The sequence below is a fragment of the Hathewaya massiliensis genome (genome assembly GCF_902143515.1).
Lineage (GTDB): Bacteria > Bacillota > Clostridia > Clostridiales > Clostridiaceae > Hathewaya > Hathewaya massiliensis.
Genome location: NZ_CABFVD010000003.1, coordinates 179600 through 204175 on the forward strand (window position 1 = coordinate 179600; position 24576 = coordinate 204175).

The 24576-nt window shown below is 29.1% G+C and carries 24 protein-coding genes and 1 other annotated feature; of the genes, 13 read left to right on the forward strand and 11 right to left on the reverse strand.

The window, feature by feature from the left end; all coding sequences use genetic code 11:
* Window positions 1–4: 4 nt before the first annotated feature.
* Complete coding sequence (locus FNZ64_RS07950; protein ID WP_185903719.1) at window positions 5–1366, reverse strand: VanW family protein; 1362 nt, start codon at window positions 1364–1366, stop codon at window positions 5–7.
* Window positions 1367–1538: 172 nt separating this feature from the next.
* Here FNZ64_RS07950 and FNZ64_RS07955 point away from each other — a divergent pair, with 172 nt between their 5' ends.
* Window positions 1539–2579 carry a M42 family metallopeptidase gene (locus tag FNZ64_RS07955; RefSeq protein ID WP_142414263.1) on the forward strand — a complete coding sequence of 347 codons (1041 nt, stop codon included), beginning with the start codon at window positions 1539–1541 and terminating at the stop codon, window positions 2577–2579.
* A 196-nt stretch (window positions 2580–2775) separates the two neighbouring features.
* Here FNZ64_RS07955 and sleB read toward each other — a convergent pair whose 3' ends face one another.
* Window positions 2776–3453 (reverse strand): spore cortex-lytic enzyme, encoded by a 678-nt coding sequence (gene sleB, locus FNZ64_RS07960; protein ID WP_142414358.1) that lies wholly within the window; start codon window positions 3451–3453, stop codon window positions 2776–2778.
* 369 nt (window positions 3454–3822) lie between these two features.
* On the opposite strand from sleB, the gene FNZ64_RS14925 reads away from it, so the two are divergent.
* The 3 genes from FNZ64_RS14925 to FNZ64_RS07970 all read left to right on the forward strand — a co-directional run bounded on the left by FNZ64_RS14925 (window position 3823) and on the right by FNZ64_RS07970 (window position 7242).
* Window positions 3823–4119 carry a hypothetical protein gene (locus FNZ64_RS14925; protein ID WP_243129234.1) on the forward strand — a complete coding sequence of 99 codons (297 nt, stop codon included), beginning with the start codon at window positions 3823–3825 and terminating at the stop codon, window positions 4117–4119.
* 41 nt (window positions 4120–4160) lie between these two features.
* Complete coding sequence (locus tag FNZ64_RS07965; RefSeq protein ID WP_243129235.1) at window positions 4161–5261, forward strand: asparagine synthetase B family protein; 1101 nt, start codon at window positions 4161–4163, stop codon at window positions 5259–5261.
* A gap of 130 nt (window positions 5262–5391) precedes the next feature.
* Window positions 5392–7242 carry a YgiQ family radical SAM protein gene (locus FNZ64_RS07970; RefSeq protein ID WP_142414264.1) on the forward strand — a complete coding sequence of 617 codons (1851 nt, stop codon included), beginning with the start codon at window positions 5392–5394 and terminating at the stop codon, window positions 7240–7242.
* A 15-nt stretch (window positions 7243–7257) separates the two neighbouring features.
* On the opposite strand, the gene FNZ64_RS07975 is transcribed toward FNZ64_RS07970, so the two are convergent.
* The 3 genes from FNZ64_RS07975 to FNZ64_RS07985 form a co-directional block, all read right to left on the reverse strand.
* A complete protein-coding gene (locus tag FNZ64_RS07975) occupies window positions 7258–7902 on the reverse strand; it encodes a hypothetical protein (RefSeq protein WP_142414265.1) in 645 nt (214 codons plus the stop codon).
* Window positions 7903–7963: 61 nt separating this feature from the next.
* Window positions 7964–8857, reverse strand: coding sequence for a YegS/Rv2252/BmrU family lipid kinase (locus FNZ64_RS07980; RefSeq protein WP_142414266.1), 894 nt, complete (start codon window positions 8855–8857; stop codon window positions 7964–7966).
* Between the two features lie 105 nt (window positions 8858–8962).
* Window positions 8963–9391: a CBS domain-containing protein gene (locus FNZ64_RS07985; RefSeq protein WP_142414267.1), complete on the reverse strand. Its 429-nt coding sequence runs from the start codon at window positions 9389–9391 to the stop codon at window positions 8963–8965.
* A gap of 254 nt (window positions 9392–9645) precedes the next feature.
* Here FNZ64_RS07985 and pssA point away from each other — a divergent pair, with 254 nt between their 5' ends.
* Window positions 9646–10158: a CDP-diacylglycerol--serine O-phosphatidyltransferase gene (gene pssA, locus FNZ64_RS07990; RefSeq protein WP_185903725.1), complete on the forward strand. Its 513-nt coding sequence runs from the start codon at window positions 9646–9648 to the stop codon at window positions 10156–10158.
* A gap of 46 nt (window positions 10159–10204) precedes the next feature.
* Here pssA and FNZ64_RS07995 read toward each other — a convergent pair whose 3' ends face one another.
* The 5 genes from FNZ64_RS07995 to FNZ64_RS08015 form a co-directional block, all read right to left on the reverse strand.
* On the reverse strand, window positions 10205–10534 hold the full coding sequence (locus FNZ64_RS07995) for a hypothetical protein (protein ID WP_142414269.1): 330 nt from the start codon (window positions 10532–10534) through the stop codon (window positions 10205–10207).
* A 63-nt stretch (window positions 10535–10597) separates the two neighbouring features.
* Complete coding sequence (cax, locus tag FNZ64_RS08000) at window positions 10598–11647, reverse strand: calcium/proton exchanger (protein WP_142414270.1); 1050 nt, start codon at window positions 11645–11647, stop codon at window positions 10598–10600.
* A gap of 119 nt (window positions 11648–11766) precedes the next feature.
* Window positions 11767–12312, reverse strand: a complete 546-nt coding sequence (locus FNZ64_RS08005) for a rubrerythrin family protein (RefSeq protein ID WP_142414271.1) — start codon at window positions 12310–12312, stop codon at window positions 11767–11769.
* Between the two features lie 155 nt (window positions 12313–12467).
* Window positions 12468–13343 (reverse strand): L-serine ammonia-lyase, iron-sulfur-dependent, subunit alpha, encoded by an 876-nt coding sequence (gene sdaAA, locus FNZ64_RS08010; protein ID WP_142414272.1) that lies wholly within the window; start codon window positions 13341–13343, stop codon window positions 12468–12470.
* A 236-nt stretch (window positions 13344–13579) separates the two neighbouring features.
* Window positions 13580–15241, reverse strand: coding sequence for a nucleoside kinase (locus FNZ64_RS08015; protein WP_142414273.1), 1662 nt, complete (start codon window positions 15239–15241; stop codon window positions 13580–13582).
* 157 nt (window positions 15242–15398) lie between these two features.
* On the opposite strand from FNZ64_RS08015, the gene FNZ64_RS08020 reads away from it, so the two are divergent.
* The 3 genes from FNZ64_RS08020 to fba all read left to right on the forward strand — a co-directional run bounded on the left by FNZ64_RS08020 (window position 15399) and on the right by fba (window position 17563).
* Window positions 15399–16088, forward strand: a complete 690-nt coding sequence (locus tag FNZ64_RS08020) for a DUF421 domain-containing protein (RefSeq protein WP_142414274.1) — start codon at window positions 15399–15401, stop codon at window positions 16086–16088.
* On the forward strand, window positions 16088–16468 hold the full coding sequence (locus FNZ64_RS08025; RefSeq protein ID WP_142414275.1) for a DUF4363 family protein: 381 nt from the start codon (window positions 16088–16090) through the stop codon (window positions 16466–16468). Before FNZ64_RS08020 ends, FNZ64_RS08025 begins: the two co-directional genes overlap by 1 nt.
* A gap of 150 nt (window positions 16469–16618) precedes the next feature.
* Window positions 16619–17563 (forward strand): class II fructose-1,6-bisphosphate aldolase, encoded by a 945-nt coding sequence (gene fba, locus FNZ64_RS08030; RefSeq protein WP_142414276.1) that lies wholly within the window; start codon window positions 16619–16621, stop codon window positions 17561–17563.
* Window positions 17564–17658: 95 nt separating this feature from the next.
* Here the strand turns inward: fba and FNZ64_RS08035 are convergent, their stop codons facing one another.
* On the reverse strand, window positions 17659–18693 hold the full coding sequence (locus FNZ64_RS08035) for a nucleoid-associated protein (RefSeq protein ID WP_142414277.1): 1035 nt from the start codon (window positions 18691–18693) through the stop codon (window positions 17659–17661).
* A gap of 366 nt (window positions 18694–19059) precedes the next feature.
* Between FNZ64_RS08035 and FNZ64_RS08040 the strand changes: the two genes are divergently transcribed.
* From FNZ64_RS08040 to leuS, 5 genes are all read left to right on the forward strand, one after another.
* Window positions 19060–19608 (forward strand): class IV adenylate cyclase, encoded by a 549-nt coding sequence (locus FNZ64_RS08040; RefSeq protein ID WP_142414278.1) that lies wholly within the window; start codon window positions 19060–19062, stop codon window positions 19606–19608.
* A gap of 1 nt (window position 19609) precedes the next feature.
* Window positions 19610–20497 (forward strand): DUF5685 family protein, encoded by an 888-nt coding sequence (locus tag FNZ64_RS08045; protein WP_142414279.1) that lies wholly within the window; start codon window positions 19610–19612, stop codon window positions 20495–20497.
* Window positions 20481–21110 carry a J domain-containing protein gene (locus FNZ64_RS08050; RefSeq protein ID WP_142414280.1) on the forward strand — a complete coding sequence of 210 codons (630 nt, stop codon included), beginning with the start codon at window positions 20481–20483 and terminating at the stop codon, window positions 21108–21110. Before FNZ64_RS08045 ends, FNZ64_RS08050 begins: the two co-directional genes overlap by 17 nt.
* A gap of 148 nt (window positions 21111–21258) precedes the next feature.
* Window positions 21259–21777 carry a hypothetical protein gene (locus tag FNZ64_RS08055; RefSeq protein ID WP_142414281.1) on the forward strand — a complete coding sequence of 173 codons (519 nt, stop codon included), beginning with the start codon at window positions 21259–21261 and terminating at the stop codon, window positions 21775–21777.
* A gap of 65 nt (window positions 21778–21842) precedes the next feature.
* Window positions 21843–22051: a binding site (T-box leader), on the forward strand.
* A gap of 81 nt (window positions 22052–22132) precedes the next feature.
* Entirely contained in the window at window positions 22133–24571 is a 2439-nt protein-coding gene (gene leuS / locus FNZ64_RS08060; protein ID WP_142414282.1) for a leucine--tRNA ligase, read from the forward strand.
* The last annotated feature ends 5 nt before the right edge of the window (window positions 24572–24576 follow it).

Consider the following 24576-nt stretch of genomic DNA (forward strand, 5'->3'; position numbering starts at 1 on the left):
AAAGCTACTGCTTTCCCGTACCTTTAACAACTACCCCATTTACTGGAGCAATATTAACCTTATGCAGAACTTCTTTTTTAATAAGTTTTTCATTTTCATATGTCTCTCTATATATAGTTGCTTTATGACCTGAATATGATTTTTTAGTTACATTCTCTGTACCAGATGGTAACTTAGGATCTGTTATTATATTTGTTTTAGCTGGAAGTTCTTCCTTATCCGCTGAATAAACCTTATATGTGTATTTTTTCAACTCTTCATTTGAGTACACATTAAAGCCTACAGAAGTACTTGTGGTATACCCTTGAATATATATTGGATAGCTTAAATTATTTACAAATTTATAATCAGGTCCTCCCCAACTTACTGTAGCATCTTGTCCTATATCCACATAACTTGATGCTATAGTGTGACTATACCTTTCTGTAGGATCTACTTTAGCTCTTATCATAGCATTATATAGTGTGCTTGATGTTTGACATATACCGCCACCTAAATCTTCAACAAATTCATTATTAAAAATAACATTAGCTTTTTTATATCCTCTCTCTGCAGTTCTTTCTCCTACAACATTATTAAAGCTGAAAGCCTCACCTGGAAGTAATACAACTCCGTTTATAGCCTCAGTAGATAATCTTATATTAGTGTACCTTCCATAGTTTCCTGACCTAAAAGTTGTAGAGTATGAACTTATAAGCGAGTTTATTTTACTTAATTGTTCTTTTGTCTTTTTAGGTTTTACTATTTCAAATGGTGCTTCTATTTTTACAACTCCATTAGTTAATTCTCCATTAACTTTAGATAGAATTTCATTTTTAAGCTTGTCCTCTTTTACCTTAAAACCATGTACCCCTTCGTGAACAGCAAAGTTTCCACCAGACACCATAGTAATGGTTGCATCTTTTGCATTTTTATTCATGTCGTTTTTAATTTGTTTTATAACGTTATCTATATATTCCTTTTTATAATCGAATTTTAATTCTACATTCTTTCTCTTATTTTTCTTAATATCCATGAATTTTTTAAAGTTACTTTCATCTTTACCATAGTTCATAGCAGTATTAACTGTTTCATTTATATTGTATTTTGCATCTAGCTTATTATAATCTATAGAGTACTCTTTTCCCTTGGCACTAATAATAATTTTCTTTTTTAACATTTCATCCTGATATTTTTCTTTTATTAGTTTTTGTGCCTCTTCTTTTGTTTTGCCTCCTAATTTTACATCCCCAACCATAACACCTGGATATATTAAATTAGACCATTTATTCACTGTAGAATAAACATAAGCTCCAAAAGCACCTCCTAATATAATAAGCAATAAAAGTGTACTTATAATAATACCTTTTTTGCTGTTTTTCTTCATTATCATAACTCCCTTCTGCCCATATTGCTATTATACTACAAAAGTTTTTCTAATCATATATCCTTTTGCTTATTTTAGTGTTTTGTTTATTTTGGTTCATTTTTATTTTATTATATGTTAAGATATTTATGTGTTAAATTTTATTTACATTTTAAAATTAAGGGGTGGTATAATGTCATACGACGTAGAAATATTAAAAAGTTACTTAAAAAACATATTAACAATTCCAAGTCCTTCAGGTTATACAGACGAGGTTATGAGCTATGTAAAAAAAGAATTAGATAGTTTAAATGTACCTTATGTTGTTACTAATAAGGGGGCTTTAGTAGCTACATTAAAAGGTGAAGATGACAGTTATCAAAAAACCTTTTCTGCTCACGTGGATACCCTAGGTGCTATGGTTAAAACTTTAAAATCTAATGGTAAATTAGGTATAACATCTGTTGGTGGATATATGATGAACTCTATAGAGAGCGAAAATTGTACAATCCACACTATGGATGGAAAAATTTACAGTGGAACTATTCAAACCATAAAACCTTCTGTTCACATTAGTGGAAATGAAGCATATGAATTAAAAAGAAGTACAGATAACATGGAAGTTGTTATAGATGAAAAAGTATTTTCTAAAGAAGATGTTGAAAACTTAGGCATAAATGTAGGTGACTTTATTTGCTTTGATTCTAGAACTACATTTACTGAAAGTGGATTTGTAAAATCAAGACACTTAGATGATAAAGCTAGTGTTGGTATCTTATTATATACTATAAGACACATTGCTAAAAATAACATAAAATTACCTCACACTATAAACTTCTTTATTAGTAACTTTGAAGAAATTGGACACGGTGCTTCAGCTTCTATTCCTGAAAATACTAAAGAATTTATAGCTGTAGATATGGGCTGTCCTGGACTTGACCAAAACTCAACAGAATATGATGTTTGTATCTGTGCTAAGGATTCAACTGGTCCTTACACTGTAGAACTTAGAAATAGATTAGTGGATTTATGTAAAAAAGAAAACATAGGATATAAAATAGATATATATCCTAGCTATGGTTCTGATGCTTCAGCTGCTTTAAGAGCTGGATGGGATATAAAAACAGCACTAATCGGAGCTGGTATATTCGCATCTCATGGCTATGAAAGAACTCATATGGATTCTATTTTAGCTACTTTAGACCTTGTAGTAAAATATTCAATGGAAAAATAATTTATAATGGGCTGTTGCACTAATGAATTTACATACACTATATTGATTTGGAAATTTAAAATTAGAACAATATTGTAGTATTTGCTCTTAATGCAACAGTCCCTTTATTTTTTTGCAAATAGACCTATAGTATAACTTCAATTATATTTTTTCTTTTAAATTTATATTTTTTCTTTTTAATTATTTATTTTAAAGCCTATTGGCAGAATCTATGTTTTCCTATAATTTTAATTAGAGGTCTTGACCAAATCCATTTATTTGTAGTCTTTGCTGGATTAAAATAATATAAGGCTCCTCCTGATGGATCCCATCCATTTAATGCATCTCTAGCAGCATTTATAGATGTTTGCTCTAATTCTGCATCTATTTGACCATCCACTGTAGCTGTAAAAGCCCCTGGTTGATATATAACTCCTGCTACGCTTGATGGAAATTGAGGGCTTCTAGTTCTATTAAGTACAACTGCTCCAACAGCAACTTGCCCTTCATAAGGTTCTCCTCTAGCCTCTCCATTTATAAGTCTAGCCAAAAGCATTAAGTCTGAATTATTACTATTATAAGTTCTATAGTTTCCACCAGCACTTTTTTCATTTATTCCTAGTGCATTTAGAGTTGCAGTCCCCACCACTCCATCTACATTCAGCCCATTTTTTTCTTGAAATTTCTTTACTGCTGTATAGGTTCCATACCCATATATCCCATCAACTGACCCACCATAATATCCCCAATTTTTTAACTTACTTTGAATGGTTCTTACAGTATCAGAAGTTGAACCATAACTATAAGCTGTCGTTTGAGTTTCTTCGATTACATTCTTATTAAGGTTACTATTTTTAAACACAATTAAAAATGAAATGTTGATTATTATAACCATAAAAATAAACAATGATTTATTTATTTTCTTCTTATTTCCCTCCAATATTCCTACCTCCTTACAATATTATCGTTAAAAATATTTTGTGTTAGTTTTTAAAAATAATTCATATTTTAAATATTTTTAATAATAAAGTTGTATCTACCATAGAATACGTTTTTAGTTTAAATTAAACTAAGTTTCTTTACTCTAAAATTTAGTAAAGCTAAATTTACAATATAATTAAATATGGTTACATTTTAGATACACTTATATTTTTAGTAAAAATTTATGGTATTATCTATTATTATATAGTACATAGTTTTTATTTAGCATAATATGTCATATCATAATATAATATACAAAAATTTAGTTTTGGAGGAGTTTATTTTGTGTGGATTTACAGCTTTTTTTAGTAATAATATTTTAACTAAGGCACAAAGTGATAAAATGAAGCTTTGCAATGACATAATACAGCATAGAGGACCCGATGATGAAGGCATATATTTTAATGAATATATTTTTTTAGGTTTTAGAAGACTTAGCCTAATAGATTTTGAAAATGGTAAACAACCCTTCTCCCTTAATGGTGAAGATTATAAACTTATATTTAACGGAGAAATTTACAACTATCTAACCCTAATCTTTCTTTTAATATTAATTCTAATTCTAAAGATGAAAAAATAAGGAATATAAGAAATGTACTTTATGAATCAGTAGAAAAACACATGCTAAGCGATTTTCCTGTAGCATCTTTTTTATCAGGAGGCATAGATTCCTCCATAGTAACCTTAATTGCATCAAAAATTAATCCAAAGCTTAAAAGCTTTACTGTAGGTTTTGAATTAAACGGATATAGTGAAGTAGAACATGCAAAATCTACGGCAAATTTTATAGGAATAGAAAATATACATAAATTCATTAGCTGTGAAGAGTTTATAACTGAGCTTCCTAAAATAATCTGGCATATGGATGTACCTGTTGCAGACCCTGCAGAAATTCCTCTTTACTTTATAGCAAAAGAAGCAAGCAAACATGTTAGGGTTATTTTATCTGGCGAAGGTGCTGATGAACTATTTGGTGGATATAACATATATAATGAACCAAATTCTTTAAGAATGTTTAATCATATACCAAAATTTATGAAGAACTTTTTAAGGGATTTTTCTCATATATTGCCAGAAGGTACAAAGGGTAAGAGCTTTTTATATAGAGGATGTACCCCCTTAGAAAAAAGATACTTTGGAAATGCAAACATCTTTAAAGAACCTGAAAAAAGTATACTGCTAAACTCTTATAATGAGGAATTTGCTTCTGAATACTTTATTAACTCCTTCTATAAAAAGGTGGAAGATTTAGATTGTATAGGTAAAATGCAATACATAGATCTTTGTACTTGGCTTAAAGGAGATATATTAGTTAAATCTGATAGAATGACCATGGCAAATTCTCTTGAACTTAGAGTTCCTTTCCTAGATAGAGAAGTGTTTAAAGTAGCTTCTTCCTTAGGTTATGAGGACAAAGTCTATAATGGTACTACAAAATACCTATTAAGAGAAGCTTTTAAATCAGAACTTCCTATGGATTTAATTAATAGAAAAAAATTAGGTTATCCTGTTCCTATAAGAGTTTGGTTAAAAAACGAATTATATCCTTGGGCAACTTCTCTCATAAAAGAAAGCCATACTGAAAAATATATTAATAAGGACTATGTTATTAAGCTTTTAGAAGAGCATAGAAAAGGTTATTTAGATAATAGTAGAAAAATATGGACAATCTTAATTTTCATGCTATGGCATAAAATTTTTATAGAAGACAGTATATCATAAGTTTAACTTTATATTTAAAGTTTCTTGTGCTAATATAATAAATACATGCTTTTAGGATTAAATCCTAGAATGCTATTTCTATGTATTATTATTTTTAATCATGGAACTTTTATAGAGAGGAAAATAATTTATGAAATTAACAAAGGAATTTTTGCCTATTTCTAAAGAAGATATGAAAAAAAGAGAAATAGATCAGTTAGACTTTATTATAGTTACAGGAGACGCTTATGTAGACCACCCTTCCTTTGGTACTGCAATCATTGGTAGAGTTCTAGAAAGCGAAGGGTTTTCTGTAGGTATTATAGCTCAACCTAATTGGACTAATATAGATGACTTTAAAAAACTAGGTAGACCAAAATATGCCTTTTTGGTTAACTCAGGAAATATAGATTCTATGGTAAATCATTATACAGCTGCTAAAAAAAGAAGGCATGATGATTTATATTCTCCCGGAGGTAAGTCCGGATTTAGACCTGATAGGGCTGTTATTGTATATGCTAATAAAATAAGAGAAGCTTACAGAGATAGCGCCATAATTTTAGGTGGCATTGAAGCCAGTTTAAGAAGATTTGCTCATTATGATTATTGGAGCAACAAGGTAAGAAGAAGTATACTACTAGATTCAAAAGCTGATTTACTTATATATGGTATGGGTGAAAAACCCGTAGTTGAAATTGCTAATTTAATGCGATATGGCATGGACATTAAGGATATAAAATCTGTTCGTGGTACTGTATACTGTGATTCAAATATAGAAGATTTAACTTCCCCTGTTCTTACTCCTTCTTATGAAGAAACCCTAGAGAGTAAAAAAGCTTATGCTAAAAGTTTTAAACTTCAAGCTGAGGAACAAGATTCTATCCGTGGAAAAACTGTAGTTCAAAAGCATGGTGATAAATATATAATTCAAAATCCCCCTAATTCTCCTCTTACTGTGGAAGAAATGGATAAAGTATATAATCTACCTTATGTTAGAACTTATCATCCGACTTATGAAAAACAGGGCGGTATTCCTGCTATTACGGAAGTTAAATTCTCAATAACTAGCCATAGAGGATGCTTTGGTTCTTGCTCTTTTTGTGCTCTAACCTTTCATCAAGGAAGAGTAATTCAAAAACGTTCTGAAGACTCCATAGTTGAAGAAGCACAATTACTTACAACTCTAGAAGACTTTAAAGGATATATTCATGATATAGGTGGCCCTACAGCTAACTTTAGAAATAAAGCTTGCAAAATACAAGAAAGTGTAGGTGTTTGTAAACATAGACAATGTATGTTCCCTACTCCTTGCAAAAATCTTATAATAGACCACTCAGAATATCTAAATATATTAAGGAGAGTAAGAAAACTACCGAAGATAAAAAAAGTATTTATTCGTTCTGGTATTAGATATGACTATTTATTACATGATAAAAATCCTAAATTTTTAGAGGAATTATGTAAATATCATATCAGTGGACAGCTTAAAGTTGCTCCTGAGCATATAAGCGATCGTGTTTTAAATCAAATGGGAAAACCAACTAGAGAAGTTTATGATGCTTTTTGTGAAAAATATTCTAATATGAATAAAAGACTAAACTTAAAACAATACCTTGTTCCTTATTTAATGTCTAGTCATCCCGGAAGCACTATGAAAGAGGCAATTAAGCTTTCTCAATATATAAAGACCATGGGATATAACCCAGAACAGGTACAAGATTTTTACCCTACCCCTGGAAGTTTATCCACTACAATTTATTACACCGGAATTAACCCTTTCACTAATGAAAAAGTTTATACTCCTATTGAACAAGAAGAAAAAAATATGCAAAGGGCTCTACTTCAATTTAGGGATCCTAAAAATTATGACTTAGTTAAAAAAGCCTTAATTAAAGAACATCGTGAAGATTTAATAGGAAATGGTAAAAATTGCTTAATTCCAGATTTCAAACCAAGAAGCACTAGAGTTAACAAAAACCATAAATCAAAAAGAAAAAAATAGCACTATATTTAGGTGCTATTTTTTTAATTTATATATACTATAATTCATTGTTAATATCCATAACAATTGCACAAAGGTCCTTAAAATTATAGCAACTTCATAATTTTTAATTAGAATAGATGTAATCATCCCAATAACTCCACAGGTTAAAATGTATACACCACCTAATTTATCTTTAAACTCTGTCTTTAATATGTATATAGATGCTAGTATAACTAATCCATTAAAAATAATTCTAAAAAGCTCCTCATAATAAGGAGTTGCCAAGGTCATGAAATATCCATATTGACCCCTAAGCTTAACTTCAATAGGATTTCCATACATAAACATCATATATACTATGAACATACAAAAAAATACAAATTTAATATAATCAAATTTTAACCTATTACTTCTTAAAAATATAAATATAGAAATTAAAGTACCCATTACAATTCCTAAATAGTTTAAATAATATATATGTTTAAAAAGATATAAATTGTTTAAATTAGAAAAGATAAGCATATAGAGTTTCATTAAAAAACTTGTAATTACAAAAGAAAAACTTATGCCATACCAAAGTTTTATTCTAGCTGAAGAATATTTTTTATTATTATTCAATGCAAAAAAAGCCCCTAAAATAACAAGTAATAGTTGTATAAAATAAAGATATATTCCCATAAAACATCTCCTTTAATTACTATTACTTAATATTACTCTGGAGCTTTTAAATTTATGACTATTAATTTTTTTCTCTATTATATCCTAAAATACTTAAGCCTTCCTTTAAACAAGTTATTTCTAGCGGAAAATCAGGTCCCTTCTCCCCATCAATATCTGTTGCTATATTTTCATCAGAATATATAGTAACTTTATCAGTTTTAAAATAAACTACCCCTTTTATATCTTCAAGATGCTCTCCCTTTAATATCTTTATAAATATATTAATTATATTTGGTATATTTACACCTTCTATTATAATTACATCTAAGAGACCATCATCTACTTCTGATTTATAAGCTAAATTAAAGTTTCCAGCAGTTCTCCCGTTAAAAACTAGAGTTAAGTACATATAGTTATCATATACCATTTCTTTAGATTGAACTTTTACCTTTAGCTTTCTAAGATTAGATATCTGTTCCATACCTTTTATATAGTAAGCTAATTTTCCAATAGTGTTTTTCAAGTTAACATCAGTTTTTTGAGATACATCTGTAAAAAGTCCTGTACTAGCTACATTTACAAAATACTTATCATTTATTTTTCCTATATCAATTTTTTCTGGTTTACTATTTAAAATTTGATTACAAGCTTCTTCCATATTAGTAGACATACCTATAAACTTTGCAAAATCGTTAGCAGTACCTGTTGGTAGAATCCCTATAGGAAGATCTATTCCCTTTTCTTTCATGGCATTAACCACATTATCTACAGTTCCATCCCCACCTGCAACTAAAATATAAGTATACTCATCATCAATATTATTAAATGCATCACAAATTTCATATTCATAAGCTATTCTAAAGGGAACCACAGTGTATCCGTATCTTTGATGTACATTTATAACCGTATCAAGATCTGAAAGTATATGGTTTTCTCCTGAATAAGGATTATATAAAAATTTAACTTTCTTCATATCCCTCTCTCCTAATTTTGCATATTATATATCATTATACCTATAAACTATAAAATCCACAAGATTCTACTTACCTCTTGTGGATTTTATAGTTAAAATATGAAGTTAAAATTCAGGAGAACTTGATTCTGAAATCTCTGTTAAAGCATCTCCTGCTTCATTTCTAAGCTTAGGTTCTGTAGCTAAATCCCCTAAGGATACCATTCCAACTAAACTTGACTGATCTACTATAGGAAGCCTTCTTATTTGTCTCTCACTCATAAGCCTTGCAGCATCATCTGTTGTCATAGATGCGGAACCACAAACAGGATTCGATGTCATAATATCTCTTACCTTTTGATTTTTAAAATTTTCCCCACTAGCAACAGAACGTATAGCTATATCCCTATCTGTTACTATACCTATAACAGTTTCCCCATTACAAACTGGTACTGAACCTATGTTATAATTTCTCATAAGCTCTGCTGCACGATCCACTGTATCTTCTGAATTTAATGAAACAATATCTCTTGACATTATATCTTTAACTTTCATGAAAAACACCTCCACTAATATTTTGACCCGTATTAGTTAATAATATTAATGGTTTTTTTTTCATATAGTTTTACATATATCCATATAACCTAAAGGTATAATATCTAAAGTTTTAAAAAAACTTATATATCTTTCTTTTATTAATTTTAAAAGATGATATAATGATTATATTATATAGTTTTTTATTTAATATTTTAAAAGGAATTATAAATTTACGTAAATACTTTAGGAGTGGTAGAATGTCTAAATTTGAAATGCCTAAAAGCTTTTTACCTAATCTTTTTACCCTTAGCAATTTAACCTTAGGTGTGTTATCTTTGCTAATGACATTTAACGGTAACTATGCTTTGGCCGCAGTTTTTATTTTATGTGCAGCCTTAATAGATAGATATGATGGAAGAGTTGCTAGATTATTGGGAGTTTCTAGTGAAATAGGTAAGGAATTAGATTCTCTTGCAGACTTGGTTTCTTTTGGTGTTGCTCCAAGCATGTTAATTTGTTTAATATATAATCTTACATCCTTCAATATTATAGGATATGCACTTGTTGTAATATTCCCTGTTACTGGGGCTTATAGACTAGCTAGATATAATACAATGGATTTTGAAAATGTATTCTCAGGAATACCTATAACTATAGCAGGTTCCATATTAGCCTTATATGCACTTATGACTTATAAATCTGCAAATAACTTAGTATTAACCATTGTAATTATTCTCTCACTATCTTATTTAATGGTTAGCAAAATTAAATTTAAAAAGTTTTAACTTTAATAAATAAAAGGAGGATTTAATATTTAATTATATCCTCCTTTTACTCTTTAAGCTTTAGCCCTTCCTCTATTTCAAGTAAAACTTCCTTTTCACATAACCTCACCTTTAAAACCTTAGATTTTAACTTACAATAATCTGTGTAATTTCCAATACAATAATCTAAGTCTTCTATTACATCATCTATTATTTCTCCCAATTCATCCGCTCGTTTTAAAGCCTTTTTTATATCATTTTTTGAAGCTAAAGCTATTCTGTTTAGTTCATCTGCCCCACCAACTAAAAGTCTGTAGGCGTTCACAAGTTTTAGTAAAAGATCACAAGTATTATTTACATCACAATAATAATTTTCAACTATTCTTCTATATGACAACTATAATCACACCTAAATAATTTTTCATAATTAATTATATTATAACTATTAGGCTATTATGCTTTAAACTATATGATAATATGATAAAGTTATCATTACATAAATAGCAATTAATACAGCACCTTCAAACCAATAGGTTTTTCCGTCCTGAAACACAGTATAAGACATTAACACTGCAACTAAAGCCATTATAATTTGAAAATTACTATATACTAAAGTCATTTGAACTCCCATGATGTGAGATACTATAATCATAAGGGGCACTACAAAAAGAGACATTTGAATTGATGAGCTAGATACAGTCTCTAAACTTAAATTTATCTTATTATTAATAGCACAAATAATTGCGGCCACTAATTCTCCCATGTTTCCAAGCAATGGTATTAATATAATTCCCATAAACTCTTCTGAAACATGATTATTTTTAATAAATATATTCACATTTTTAATTAAGTTTTCACTTAAAAAATATATGAGCATACAAGAAATTATTAATATAACTATCTTGCTTTTAAATCCTTTTCCCTTATCTTGTAATTCCTCTTTTTGATTTGAGAATAATTGACTGTGAGTATAAAATGAAAATACAAAGCTTAAAATATATATAGTTATAAGCACTATTGACACCTTTACACTAATAGATTCTATAATATTATTTTGTATATTTCCACTTCCATTTATAGCACCTATTACAACAATCGAAGAAAGAGAAAGGAACAACATAATAAAATTTGTTCTTGCTAAATTTTTATCAAACTTTTGCTCTCCATATTTTATTCCACCACATATAATAGCTATTCCTATACCTAGAAGCATGTTACTTAATATACATCCCATTAAAGCTCCCTTTGCCATGTTAACCATTCCATACTTTATAGCCCAAACACCCATGGCAAGCTCGGGTAAGTTCCCTAAGGTGGCTATTAAAAAACCACCTTTTTTATCTCCTATTACATCTGAAATTTCATCGGTACAATTTCCTATTACTATAGATAGGGGAATTATGCCTAAGGAATATATAATAATATTAAATATATTACTTCCTGTGCTGATTGATAAAATTATTAAAGATAATGTAAGCACTATAATCTCAAACTTATTAAGTTCTTTCATATTTTTCCCTCATATCTGTAATTCTTATATATTTTCCACAAAAAAATATATAATATTTTATTTTAAATTTTTTGCACCTATCTAATTCCATTTAAATTCCATGAAAACATAATAAAAATTTATTTGTAATCCTCACAGGCAATTTTAAAATACCCTCTTGGAAATTTACAAAGAGGACATGACATAGGTGCCTCTTTTCCTATATGAATATACCCACAGTTCATACATTGCCATTTAACTTCTTTGTTTCTTTTATACAATGTATCGTTATCTAATCTACATAATATTTGCTTAAATCTATTTTCATGGATCTCTTCAACTTCAGTTAACTCTTTAAAAAAATCTGCTATGTCATTGAAGCCCTCTTCTCTTGCTTCTTTTTCAAATTGAACATATATTTTTTGGTTTTCCATAGCTTCTCCTATAATAGCATCTTTTAAGTTCTCCTTAGTATCTCCTACTAATTTTAAATATCTATTATAAACTTCTCTACCATGAGCCATCTCATTATAAGCAGTTTCATCAAAAACTTCCCCTATATACTGATATCCTTGAGCTCTTGCCTTTTCCCCATAAAATGTGTATTTGTTTCTAGCTCTAGACTCTCCTGTGAAAGTTCTATATAGATTTTTTTCTGTCTTACTTCCCTTTAATTCTTTATTCATACTTATTCTCCTACCAAAATTAATTCTCCATAACAGTTTATTCTCTCTCCATTTAAAAGTTACTAATACAAACTAAAAAGACCTCCATAACTTTTGAACTACTATAGTTCATTTATGGAAGTCTTTTTTTTAATTTAGATTAAGTTAACTTGATTTTATTTTCCTAAAACTGCTTTTTTCAATTCTAATCCTGTAGGAGTTACAGCTAAGCCACCTAAAGCAGTCTCTCTTAACTCACATGGCAATCTCTTTCCTACTTTATACATAGCTATGACAACTTCATCAAAAGGAACTATACTCTTAACTCCACTCATAACCATATCTGCAGTAGTTAGTGCACTTACAGCACCAGCCATATTTCTCTTTGCACAAGGTGCCTCTACTAAACCTGCTATAGGGTCACAAACTAAGCCTAAAATATTCTTAATTACAATAGCCCCTGCATGAAGAGCCATTTCAATGCTTCCTCCCATCATCTCTACAATAGCTCCTGAGGCCATAGCTGCAGCTGAACCACACTCTGCTTGGCATCCACCCTCTGCTCCAGATAAAGTAGCATTTTGAGCTATAATATTACCTATACCAGAAGCTGTAAATAAGGCCTTAACTAAATCCTCATCACTTTTTCCTAGCTTTTCTCCCGCTGTAATTAAAGAACCTGGAAGTATACCACAAGAACCGGCTGTAGGAGTTGCAACTATTCTACCCATAGAAGCATTAACCTCTGAACAAGATACAGCCCTTGCCATAGCTTTAACCATTACATCACCAGTTAAAGTTTCCTTGTTAGTTGCATAATCATAAAGTTTCTTAGAGTCACCCCCTATTAATCCACTTATGGATCTAGTTTCATTTGTTAACCCATAAGAAGCTGCATCTTGCATTACTTTTAAATTATCATACATTTTATTCCATATAACCTCGCGTGATAGACCCGATCTTTCAACCTCACACTCAATTGTGTATTCCCATATTTTTAAATTTTTTTCATTACATACTTCTATTAATTCAGAACCTTTGCTTACAAACATTTGTAATCCCCTTCCTTAGTATAAGACATATATATTTTAATAAATGCCGGATTTTTCAATGATTTATATAAAATATTAAAAACTTATTATGTTTCACATATATTATAAACTAAAAACACACTTTTTTATAATATTCTTTATAAAAAATAATTGCAATTTTAGCTTTTTAAAATAAAAAGTTAAAATTCATATTGTTACTAAAAATATGATGTTAAAAATAATTCTAAGCTTCAAGTTTAATAATCATAAAAACAACTGCCACCCACAAACTCTCTTAAAATTGAATTAGATGGAATTAACTTAAGGTCACTATCTTTAAAAAACTTTAAGAAACTTATAAGTCTTGCAGCTTCATAATATACCTCTGACTCTTCCCCTATTTTCTTTAATTCCTCAAGAGCATATTTTTTTAGCATACAAAGTTCATACACATAGTTAGAGTTAAAAAGTACATCCGCTTCTTCTTGATACACAAATATATTTTTCTTTTCTCCTCTTTTTATTGAAGGCCACATTTTTAATGTATCCTCTCCACTATAGCCCCTAATTAAACTATCCCTTACAATTCTTCTAACCATCCTAACATCTGTTGTAGGTATCCTATTATGATTATCTATATTAAGTTGAGTAAAACAGTTTATATATACTTTAAACTTCTCCTCTCTCTTAATAGAAGAAGTTAAGATTTCATTTAGAGCATGAATCCCTTCGATTAATAATACCCCATTCTCTGGAAGCCTAACTCTTTTTCCATTCCATTCCTTACATCCCTTTAGAAAATTAAAAGTAGGTAGTTCCACCTCTTCCCCTTCTAAAATTCTCTTTAATGTACTATTAAATAGCTCAATATCTAAGGCATAAACAGACTCAAAATCATAATCTCCGTTCTCATCCTTAGGTGTATCTTCCCTGTCAACAAAAAAATCGTCCATAGAAATCTGTATTGGAACTAAACCATTTACTGCTAATTGTACAGAAAGCCTTTTTGTAAAAGTGGTTTTTCCTGAAGAAGAAGGCCCTGCAATTAATACTAATTTCACACTTTTTTTCTCACTTATACTATCTGCTATATACGCAAGTTTCTTTTCTTGTAAGCCCTCATTTATAAGAACCAAATCTTTCATGTGCCCTTGTTCTATTAGTTTATTTAAAGATCCTAGGGTATCAACCTTTAATATCTTTCCCCACTCATTAGTTTCTTGGTAAATAGTAGCTAACTTTTTATATTTCACATATTCACTAATAGAAGTTGGATTTCCTAAACTTGGGAATCTTATTATAACTCCTGAGTTAAATTGTCTAAGTTCGAAAAACCTCAAATTTCCTGTAGAATATGCCATAGGACCATAGAAATAATCATATCTCTCCTCTAATTTATATAAACTTACCCTATCTAAAGGTAGAGTTTCTAATAATCTTATTTTATCTTTCATACCATAGTCACTAAAAATTTCTATAGCTTCTTTTTTGCTCATAGAAATTTTCTCTATAGGTAAATCTCTTTCTATTATATCTCTCATTTTACTTTCTAAAATATTTATTTCTTCTCCAGTTAAAGGAGTATCTTTATGAATCTCACAAAACAATCCTCCACTTAAAGAATGTTCTATGCAAACTTCAGAATCTTTAAATATATCATAAGCAGCTTTTATAAGAACAAATTGAAGACTTCTCTCATAAGCTCTTTTCCCCATATCCTCTCCATTAGTTAAAACCTGAAATTCACCTTCAGAATCAATCTTATGAGATAATTCAAATACCTCTCCATTAAATTTTCCAAGCATAATAGGAGAATTCATTTTAATATTAAATTTTTTTATTATAGTATATAAATCTGTACCATTTTCTACTTCAACTTCTCTATCTATATCTTTTAAAAATAATTTTAAATTTTCCATATTTCGTGCCTCCCCTTAAAATATTTATTTAAATTAATTACATAAATTAAAGTACCTTTGGGTACTATTTATTATATAGATAATATAAGGTTCTATTATATTATATCTAAAATTACTAGTCTTATATAGATATTATAATACTAAATGTGGTGATATTTTGTTTATATTAATTATTAGAACTGTAATACTTTATTTTTTATCCTTAATTATAATAAGATTAATGGGAAAAAGACAGATAGGTGAACTTCAACCCTTTGAAATAGTCCTAACTGTTATGATATCTGAACTTGCTACTTTACCTATGCAAGATAATAGAATTCCATTAATCCATACTGCAATTCCCATGGTAATTCTTCTTATTTTACAAGTTGTAACTTCTATATTACAGCTTAAAAGTGAAAAAGCAAGAGGGATTTTATGTGGTAAGCCAAGTATATTAATTGAAAATGGGAAAATTGATATACATGAACTAAAAAATCAGCGAATAAATATAAACGACTTATTAGAAGAACTTAGACTAAAGGACATATATAACGTAGATGATGTTCAATATGCTATTTTAGAAAATAGCGGTCAATTATCTGTTATACCAAAAATGGAACATGATAAAGTAACTAAAAAAGACTTAAATATTGAAACTAAACAAGAAAAAATACCAATATCACTAATATTAGACGGTATTATAAATGAGGAAAATTTAAAAATCATAAAAAAAGATGAAAAATGGTTAATGAATACACTAGAACAACACAAAATATACTCTCATAAAAAAGTTTTTCATGCTTACATAAACACAGAGGGTAAATTTGTTTATCAACTAAAAAATGAGAGGAGAAAGAAAAAATAATGAGAAATGTTATTATCTCTTTTTTGATTTTTATCCTCATGATGGTAGGGATATTTTTTTCCCTAGACTATTTAAATGATATTTCTACTGAAATTCTAAGTTTAAGTCAATGTATAGAAGATCATATCGTTGATGATGAGTGGGATCTTGCTTATAAAGGTTCCATGGACCTATTACAAAAATGGGAAGATAGTTCTAAAATAATATCTCTTTTTACTAATGATACAGATATACACAGTTTAAGCGATGAGATAGTTAAACTTACACAGCTTATAAAAAGTGAAACCAAGGATGAATCCTTAGTTAGCACTCACTTAATAAAATATTTTATGAACCATATACAGGATATGCAAAATGTAAATTTAGAGAATACCTTCTAAAATTCATTTAAAATTTGTTATATGCAATTTTTTGGTCTATAATATATATAGAAAATTTTAAAAATATAGTATATAATATAAATATAGTATAACAAAAAAGTCCTATGGGGATCTATAAAGTCCCGAGCGGGTTAGAAAGGTGGAATTTAAATGCCATTAGTTACAACAAAAGAAATGTTTAAAAAGGCCTTTGAAGGTGGTTATGCAGTAGGTGCATTTAATATCAATAATATGGAAATTATTCAAGCTATAGTAGATGCGGCAAAAGAAAAAAAATCTCCTGTAATATTACAAGTTTCTTCTTCTGCAATGAAATATATGAGACCAACTTATCTTATAAAATTAGTTGAAGCTGCATCAGAAGATTCAGGAGTGGACATAGCTCTTCACCTAGACCATGGTGCAGATTTTGAAGCTTGTAAGAAAGCTGTTGATCTAGGATTTACTTCTGTTATGATAGACGGTTCTCACTTCCCATTTGAAGAAAATATAGAGGTTACTAAGAAAGTTGTTGAATATGCTCATGCAAGAGGAGTAGTCGTTGAAGCAGAGCTTGGTAAACTTGCTGGAGTTGAAGATGAGGTTAATGTATCTTCTAAAGATGCTACTTACACAGATCCAGATCAAGCTGTAGAATTCGTTGAAAAAACTGGAGTAGATTCATTAGCTATAGCTATAGGCACAAGCCACGGAGCTTACAAATTTAAGGGTGAAGCTAAATTAGATTTTTATAGATTAGAAACTATAACAAAAAAATTAGAAGAAAAGGGATTCCATAACTTCCCAATAGTACTTCATGGTGCTTCAGCTGTTGATCCTGCATATGTTGAAATGTGTAATACTTATGGTGGTACTTTAGATGGAGCTAAGGGTGTTCCTGCTGAAATGTTAAGAAAAGCCTCTTCAATGTCTGTATGTAAAATTAATATGGACACAGACTTAAGACTTGCTATGACAGGTTCTATAAGAAAAATCTTTGGAGAAGAGCCTAAAGTATTCGACCCTAGAAAATATTTAGGATTTGCAAGAGATAATATAAAAGTTCTTGTTGAAAATAAAATTACAGATATATTAGGTTCTGAGAATAAACTTTAATATAGAGACTTTAATATAAGTGTGTGAGATGAGAATCTTTAACAAACCCTTATATAGCCCTATAAGTTAAAATAAGATAGTCATCATTGACTATCTTATTTTTCTATATAATTTCTAACCCCTTTTATAACCATATCAATACTTCCATCACCATTTCGCTTTATCTGAAATCTGTTAAAATCCTTATAGGCTTCTTCACTTAAATATATATCTATATCCCCATCTATCTTAAGTCTAACCCTTTTTAACTTTTTTTCTACCCATTCCTTATCTACTGGAATATTTTCTTGAAGTCCATTATCTTTTACATAACTTAAAAAAGTAGCTTCCTCCTCTTCCTTGTCAAAGACTTCCTTAGTAAATTCTTTTATATCTATTTCTTCCTCTTCCTTAAGCTTTTCTTTAACTTTTCTTCTAAGTTTCTCAGCTTTATCTGCATTATCACTTAAATTTTCCCTAGTCCACTGCTCTGCTGTTTCTAAAAATCCTTTTGTCATATCTCTTTCATTTGCAATTATTTCACAACCTAAATAATTATCTATAAAATAGTTAGTTCCATAATCCTCTTCTTTTTTACTTCCCTTCTTCTTATCTAAGACCATTAAATCAAAACCTTCTTCACTAATTACAGGTTTTATAAAAGCACATTTTTGTATTTTTTGAGAACTAGCAGGTAATCCTGTAACTTGAGGTATTATATTTATACCTACTTTGTTTTCCACAAACTCCACAGTATGCATATAATTTTTAACATAATCCATCTTTAATATAGCAAGCATTGGTCCAAATTCTGTAGAAATAGAAACTACTATTAAATCACAAGAAGATATACTCCCCTTAGATTTCATAAGAGAAAACATCTGTCTTCCTAGTTCTTTTGATATCTCTAGTAAATTATTATGGCCTGATAAATACTCCCTACTAATTTCTTGAACTATATTTCTTCCCTCTTTAAATACAGCATACTTTAGCTCCTCATCCCTGAGTAGTTTTTGAATATGCTTATATAAAAAACCATATATCTCTTCAGTTAAATCTAGTGCGTATTCATTTAAAATAGGCTCATCAGTATTATTGTCTAATATATGAATTACAGCTTCATTTATGTTTACTTCCTTTATGTATTCCAAACTTAACACACTCCCTTTACAATCTTTTAACTTCTCTAATTTACATATTAATTTTTAGTTATTTATAACTTTTGAAATATTTTATTAAATTCTTCCATAAAGATTATACCTGTTATAAAGTTTTTATGCAATTTACAATATATTACTATTAATTCTCAATTCTTACTTCTTGCTTCTCACTTCTTTAACTCTTATTTCTTTCTTCTTTTTTACTTCTTATCTCTTATGGCTTATGTCTTATCTCTTACTCTTAATCTTACATCTCACTTCCTTCATTTAAGTTAAACATAAGATTATCATAATAAAAATTTAATACAATTAACTATTTTATTATGATATAATCACAATATTAAGGAGTTGATTACAGTGAAAGAAATAGAAACTAGAATAACTCACATTGATGTGGATGAAATTAGAAATAAACTAAAAAAACTTAATGCTATTAAAGTAAAGGAAGAAAATCAAATAAATAATATATTTGATTTTGAAGATAGAAGACTTTTAAATAATAAGGGTTATGCTAGAATAAGAGTAGTAGAAGACCTTATTAAAGGAGAAACTAGAAATTATATTACAGTAAAAAAACTAATTAGCCAAGAAAAATATAAAATAATGGATGAACATGAAACAGAAATTAAAAGTGCAACTACTGGAGAAGACATATTTAAAGCATTAGGTCTTACCTTAATTCAATCCATAAAAAAATATAGAGAAAGCTATAAATATAAAGATACTCTAATTGAAATAGATATAAATCAAAAAGACTTTTGTCCTTTTCCTTACATAGAAATTGAATCTAGCGATGAAAGTGAACTAGAAGAAGTAATAACCTTATTAGGTTATACCATGAAGGATACTACTTCTAAAAGCATATATGAAATATTAAATGGAGAAGTAAATATAAAGGGGCTTTAATATGTTTGGGTACGTTACTCCATGTAAAATGGAACTTAAAATAAAAGATTATGAAAAATTTAAAGCATATTATTGTGGTTTATGTAGAACCATAAAAGTACACTATGGAAACCTTCCTAGAATGGTTCTAAACTATGATATGACTTTTCTTGCTGTACTTTTAGATTCTATATCTGAAGATAGTAGAAAGCTTGAAAAGATCCATTGCTTTGTTCACCCTACTAAAAAAAGGTTAATTATAGTAGAAAATAAAGCCTTAAACTATGCAGCTTATTGCAATGTGATATTAGCTTATTATAAGCTTTTAGATGATGCTTATGATGATAAAGATATAAAAAGTAAAACCTTATCTAAATTTTTAAATTTATATATAAAAGAAGAAAAATTAGACATAGAAAAAAAAGAAATTAATAATTATATAAAGAAAAGTTTAAAAGAGTTAAGTCTAATGGAAAAGTGTAGCATAGAAACTTCAAGCATAGACCAAATCTCTCACCCTTTTGCCGATTTAACTGGCTTTTTAATTAGCAATTACTCAAAAGATAAAAACTTAAAAGAAACTTTATACTTCCTAGGATATAATATAGGTAAATGGATATATTTAATAGATGCCTTTGATGACTTAGAAAAAGATATGCTTAATTCTAAGTTTAATCCTATTAATAAGATTTTAAATTTGGAAAGGTTACCATTTAAAGAGTTTTCTAGTACAATAGAAAATAGAATAGATTTTATTTTAACTACTTCAGCAGTTAACGCTTTAAATATGCTAAAAAAACTTCCTATAAAAAGAAATGAGGAGTTACTATATAATATTCTTCAATTAGGATTAATGGAAAAAATGGATAAAGTATCTAAAAGGAGTGAAATAAATGAGAGATCCATATGAGGTTTTAGGACTTAGAAAAGGTGCATCAAAAGATGATATAAAAAGTGCCTATAAAAAACTTGCAAAACAATACCATCCAGATCAATTTGATGACAATCCCCTTCGTGACCTTGCAGAAGAAAGAATGAGGGAAGTAAACGAAGCTTATGATCATTTAATGAAAAATGGTGGTAATAACTCAAATAATTATGAAAGCTATAATGGAAGAACAAATACTAATAATTCTTCTTACTCAAATTCTTATAATACAGGCGATATTTATCAAAGTATAAGAAGAGATATAGATAGTGGAAATTTATCTGCAGCAGAACAAAAATTAAATTCCATAACTTTTAAAGATGCTGAATGGAACTACCTAATGGGAACTATTTATATGAGAAAAGGCTGGTATGATAGTGCAAACAACTATATAACTACTGCTTTTAATTTAAATCCTGCTAATCCTCAATATAGAGAAACTTATAATCAGCTAAATCGTCAAACAAAGGATTATAGACAAAATTATTATGGAAAATCCTCTAGAGACAACGATATGTGTGACTTATGTGTAAAATTATGGTGTGCAGATTCCCTTTGTGAATGTATGGGTGGAGATTTAATATCTTGTTTCTAAAAACTAAACTTATCTATCTAAGAACTTAAATTTATCCAATGACTATCTGCTCTCTACTCCCCTTTTCTTTAAAGTAAGAGTAAAGAGTAGCTATGCCACTAGATAAGATTTTCTTAGGGGATAAGTTTTTTTCTAAAGGAGTGCTATTATGAATAAAAAAAGCATTTTAAGTAATAACATAGCTAAGGGTGGTATATTTACAGCTTTAGGTATTATATGCGTTTATTTAAGTGTTCTAATCCCTGTAAATACTTTGTTTTTTCTTCTATTAGCTTCAGCTATTATTCCCCTTACACTTTTAAGTACAGATATGAAAACTACAATAGTAGTTTATTTATCCACTGCCCTTCTCTCCCTTATACTTGTTCCTACAAAAAGTATAGGTATATCATATTTAATACTATTCGGTATATATGGTATTATAAAATATTTTATAGAAAAATTAGAAAATACCTACTTAGAAATCTTATTAAAATTAGGATTTTTAAATATTACAATGTTTATAATTTATTTTTTCTATAAAACTCTATTATTTAAAGGCACTCTGCTAAAGCTTCCTCTTGTACTAATTGTTCCTTTTATGCAAGTAGTCTTTGCCATATATGATTATACCCTAACTGTATTTATAAATTATTCAAAAGATAAAATCATAAAGAACTTAAAATAACCTATTGACATAAAATTTTTTTAATATATAATTATTTTTAAAGCAATTTTTAAAATTTAATTATTTTATTGGCTAGGATCTAGGAGTAGTAATATTTAAGGTAACTTTAGAGAGCTACTGTGTGGTGTAAAGTAGTGTTACTAGAATATGAACTTGCCTTGGGAGCTTATCTATTAAAAATAGATACGGGTTTTCCGTTATAATTATAAGTGAGATTATATTTTTATATAATCTAATTAGAGTGGTACCGCGAATTTCAGCTTTCGTCTCTTTATTGAGATGGAAGCTTTTTATTTTTGGCTATATTAGATAAATAAGAACACAATTACTAACAATTAAAATAGGAGGTTTTTACATGGCAAAATACAGTACTAAAATCGATAAAAAATGGCAAGAAAAATGGGAAAGTACAGAGTTATATAAATTTGTTCCTAAGGATTTAGATAAAAAATTATATGTACTTGAAATGTTCTCATATCCATCAGGAAGCCAACTTCATGCTGGTCATTGGTTTAACTATGGTCCTATGGATTCTTGGGCTAGATTTAAGAGAATGCAAGGATATAACGTATTCCAACCTATGGGCTTTGACGCCTTTGGTCTTCCTGCTGAAAACTATGCTATTAAAACAGGAATTCACCCAAAGGATTCCACAGAAAAGAATATAATAAAAATGGAAGAACAATTAAAAGCTATGGGTGCTATGTTTAATTGGGAAAATGAAGTGGTAACTTGCAGGGAAGATTACTATAAATGGACTCAGTGGTTATTCTTAAAACTTTATGAAGAAGGCTTAGCTTATAGAAAAAAAGCCCCTGTAAATTGGTGCCCAAGTTGTAATACTGTTCTTGCTAATGAACAAGTATTAGATGGTGAATGTGAAAGATGTAGCTCAGAGGTTACAAAAAAAGATTTAACTCAATGGTTCTTCAAAATAACAGATTATGCAGAAGAACTACTAGAAAAAATAGATACCCTAGATTGGCCTGAAAAAACTAAGGCTATGCAAAAACATTGGATTGGAAAATCTACAGGAGCAGAAGTTACTTTTAAAGTAGATAATTCTGATCTATCCTTTAATGTGTTTACCACAAGAGCAGATACCCTATTTGGAGTTTCATATGTGGTTTTAGCTCCTGAAAATCCACTAGTTGAAAAATTAGTAACTAGTGAAAATAAGGATGCTGTTGAAAACTATAAAGAAGCTACTAAAAAACAATCAGATATAGAAAGACAATCTATAACAAGAGAAAAAACAGGTGTATTTACTGGTGCTTATGCCATAAACCCTGTGAATAATAGAAAAGTTCCTATTTGGGTTGGAGACTATGTTCTAGCAACCTACGGAACTGGTGCTGTAATGGCAGTTCCTGCTCATGATGAAAGAGACTTTGCTTTTGCAACTAAATATAACCTTCCAATTGAAAGAGTAATAGAAGGTGGAGAGTCTCTTCCATTTACAGAATACGGAACTTTAGTAAATAGCGGAGAATTTAATGGTCTTACTGGAGAGGAAGCTAAAAAAGCCATTATAGAAAAACTTCAAAAAGACTCTTTAGGAGAATTTAAAGTAAACTATAGACTTCGTGACTGGCTAGTTTCAAGACAAAGATATTGGGGAGCTCCTATTCCTATAATTCACTGTGATAAGTGTGGAATAGTTCCTGTAAAAGAGGATGCTCTTCCAGTTAAACTTCCATACAATGTTGAATTTGCACCAGATGGAAAATCACCACTAGCTAAAAGTGATGAGTTTATAAATGTAACTTGTCCTAAATGTGGAGGAGAAGCTCATAGAGATCCAGATACCCTAGATACCTTTGTATGTTCATCTTGGTACTACCTAAGATATGTAGATAATAAAAATTCAGAAAAAGCTTTTGATCCTAAATTAATAAACGAAATGTTACCTGTAGATAAATATGTAGGTGGACCTGAACATGCTTGTATGCACTTACTATATGCTAGATTTATGACAAAAGCTCTAAGAGATATGGGATACTTAAACTTTGATGAACCATTTAAGTCTCTAAATCACCAAGGACTTATCCTAGGACCTGATGGATTAAAAATGAGTAAATCTAAGGGAAATACTATTTCTCCTGATGATTATATAAAAGAATATGGTGCTGATGTATTTAGAATGTACCTAATGTTTGGATTTGCCTATGAAGAAGGTGGCGCTTGGAGCGATGATGGTATTAAATCTATTGGAAGATTTGTAGACAGAGTTGAAAGAATCATAGACTCCTGTATAGAAGAGCTAAAGGATAATGAGACTTCTAAAGATACCTTAGATAAGGATGAAAAAGAACTAAATTACTGGAGACACTTTGCAATTAAAGGGGTTACTGAAGATACTGAAAAGTTACAATTTAACACAGCTATTGCAAGAATTATGGAATTTACAAATGCACTTTCAAAATATAAAGAAGTACAAGATAAAAACTATAATTTCCTAAAGGAAACACTTGCAGATTATATTAAATTAATAGCTCCTTTTGCCCCTCACTTTGCAGAAGAACAATGGGAAGCTCTAGATATGACTTATTCTATATTCAATGAAACTTGGCCTGTATTTAACCCTGAGGCCCTAGTTAAAGATGAAATTGAAATAGCAATCCAAATAAACGGAAAAATTAAGGCTAGAATTAATATTCCTTCTGATTCTTCTGAGGACACTATTAAAGAACTTGCCCTAAAAGATGAAAACATAGTTAAAAACTTAGAAGGAAAGACTCTAAGAAAAGTTATAGTAATCAAAGGAAGACTTGTTAACATAGTTGCAAATTAGTAAAT

Excerpts from the sequence above, each read along its gene's own strand:
- FNZ64_RS07950 (WP_185903719.1), bottom strand. The coding sequence starts at position 1,366 with ATGAAGAAAAACAGCAAAAAAGGTATTATTATAAGTACACTTTTATTG.
- FNZ64_RS07955 (WP_142414263.1), top strand. The coding sequence starts at position 1,539 with ATGTCATACGACGTAGAAATATTAAAAAGTTACTTAAAAAACATATTA.
- sleB (WP_142414358.1), bottom strand. The coding sequence starts at position 3,453 with ATGGTTATAATAATCAACATTTCATTTTTAATTGTGTTTAAAAATAGT.
- FNZ64_RS07965 (WP_243129235.1), top strand. The coding sequence starts at position 4,161 with ATGCTAAGCGATTTTCCTGTAGCATCTTTTTTATCAGGAGGCATAGAT.
- FNZ64_RS07970 (WP_142414264.1), top strand. The coding sequence starts at position 5,392 with ATGAAATTAACAAAGGAATTTTTGCCTATTTCTAAAGAAGATATGAAA.
- FNZ64_RS07975 (WP_142414265.1), bottom strand. The coding sequence starts at position 7,902 with ATGGGAATATATCTTTATTTTATACAACTATTACTTGTTATTTTAGGG.
- FNZ64_RS07980 (WP_142414266.1), bottom strand. The coding sequence starts at position 8,857 with ATGAAGAAAGTTAAATTTTTATATAATCCTTATTCAGGAGAAAACCAT.
- FNZ64_RS07985 (WP_142414267.1), bottom strand. The coding sequence starts at position 9,391 with ATGAAAGTTAAAGATATAATGTCAAGAGATATTGTTTCATTAAATTCA.
- pssA (WP_185903725.1), top strand. The coding sequence starts at position 9,646 with ATGCCTAAAAGCTTTTTACCTAATCTTTTTACCCTTAGCAATTTAACC.
- cax (WP_142414270.1), bottom strand. The coding sequence starts at position 11,647 with ATGAAAGAACTTAATAAGTTTGAGATTATAGTGCTTACATTATCTTTA.
- FNZ64_RS08005 (WP_142414271.1), bottom strand. The coding sequence starts at position 12,312 with ATGAATAAAGAATTAAAGGGAAGTAAGACAGAAAAAAATCTATATAGA.
- sdaAA (WP_142414272.1), bottom strand. The coding sequence starts at position 13,343 with ATGTTTGTAAGCAAAGGTTCTGAATTAATAGAAGTATGTAATGAAAAA.
- FNZ64_RS08015 (WP_142414273.1), bottom strand. The coding sequence starts at position 15,241 with ATGGAAAATTTAAAATTATTTTTAAAAGATATAGATAGAGAAGTTGAA.
- FNZ64_RS08025 (WP_142414275.1), top strand. The coding sequence starts at position 16,088 with ATGAGAAATGTTATTATCTCTTTTTTGATTTTTATCCTCATGATGGTA.
- fba (WP_142414276.1), top strand. The coding sequence starts at position 16,619 with ATGCCATTAGTTACAACAAAAGAAATGTTTAAAAAGGCCTTTGAAGGT.
- FNZ64_RS08045 (WP_142414279.1), top strand. The coding sequence starts at position 19,610 with ATGTTTGGGTACGTTACTCCATGTAAAATGGAACTTAAAATAAAAGAT.
- FNZ64_RS08050 (WP_142414280.1), top strand. The coding sequence starts at position 20,481 with ATGAGAGATCCATATGAGGTTTTAGGACTTAGAAAAGGTGCATCAAAA.
- FNZ64_RS08055 (WP_142414281.1), top strand. The coding sequence starts at position 21,259 with ATGAATAAAAAAAGCATTTTAAGTAATAACATAGCTAAGGGTGGTATA.
- leuS (WP_142414282.1), top strand. The coding sequence starts at position 22,133 with ATGGCAAAATACAGTACTAAAATCGATAAAAAATGGCAAGAAAAATGG.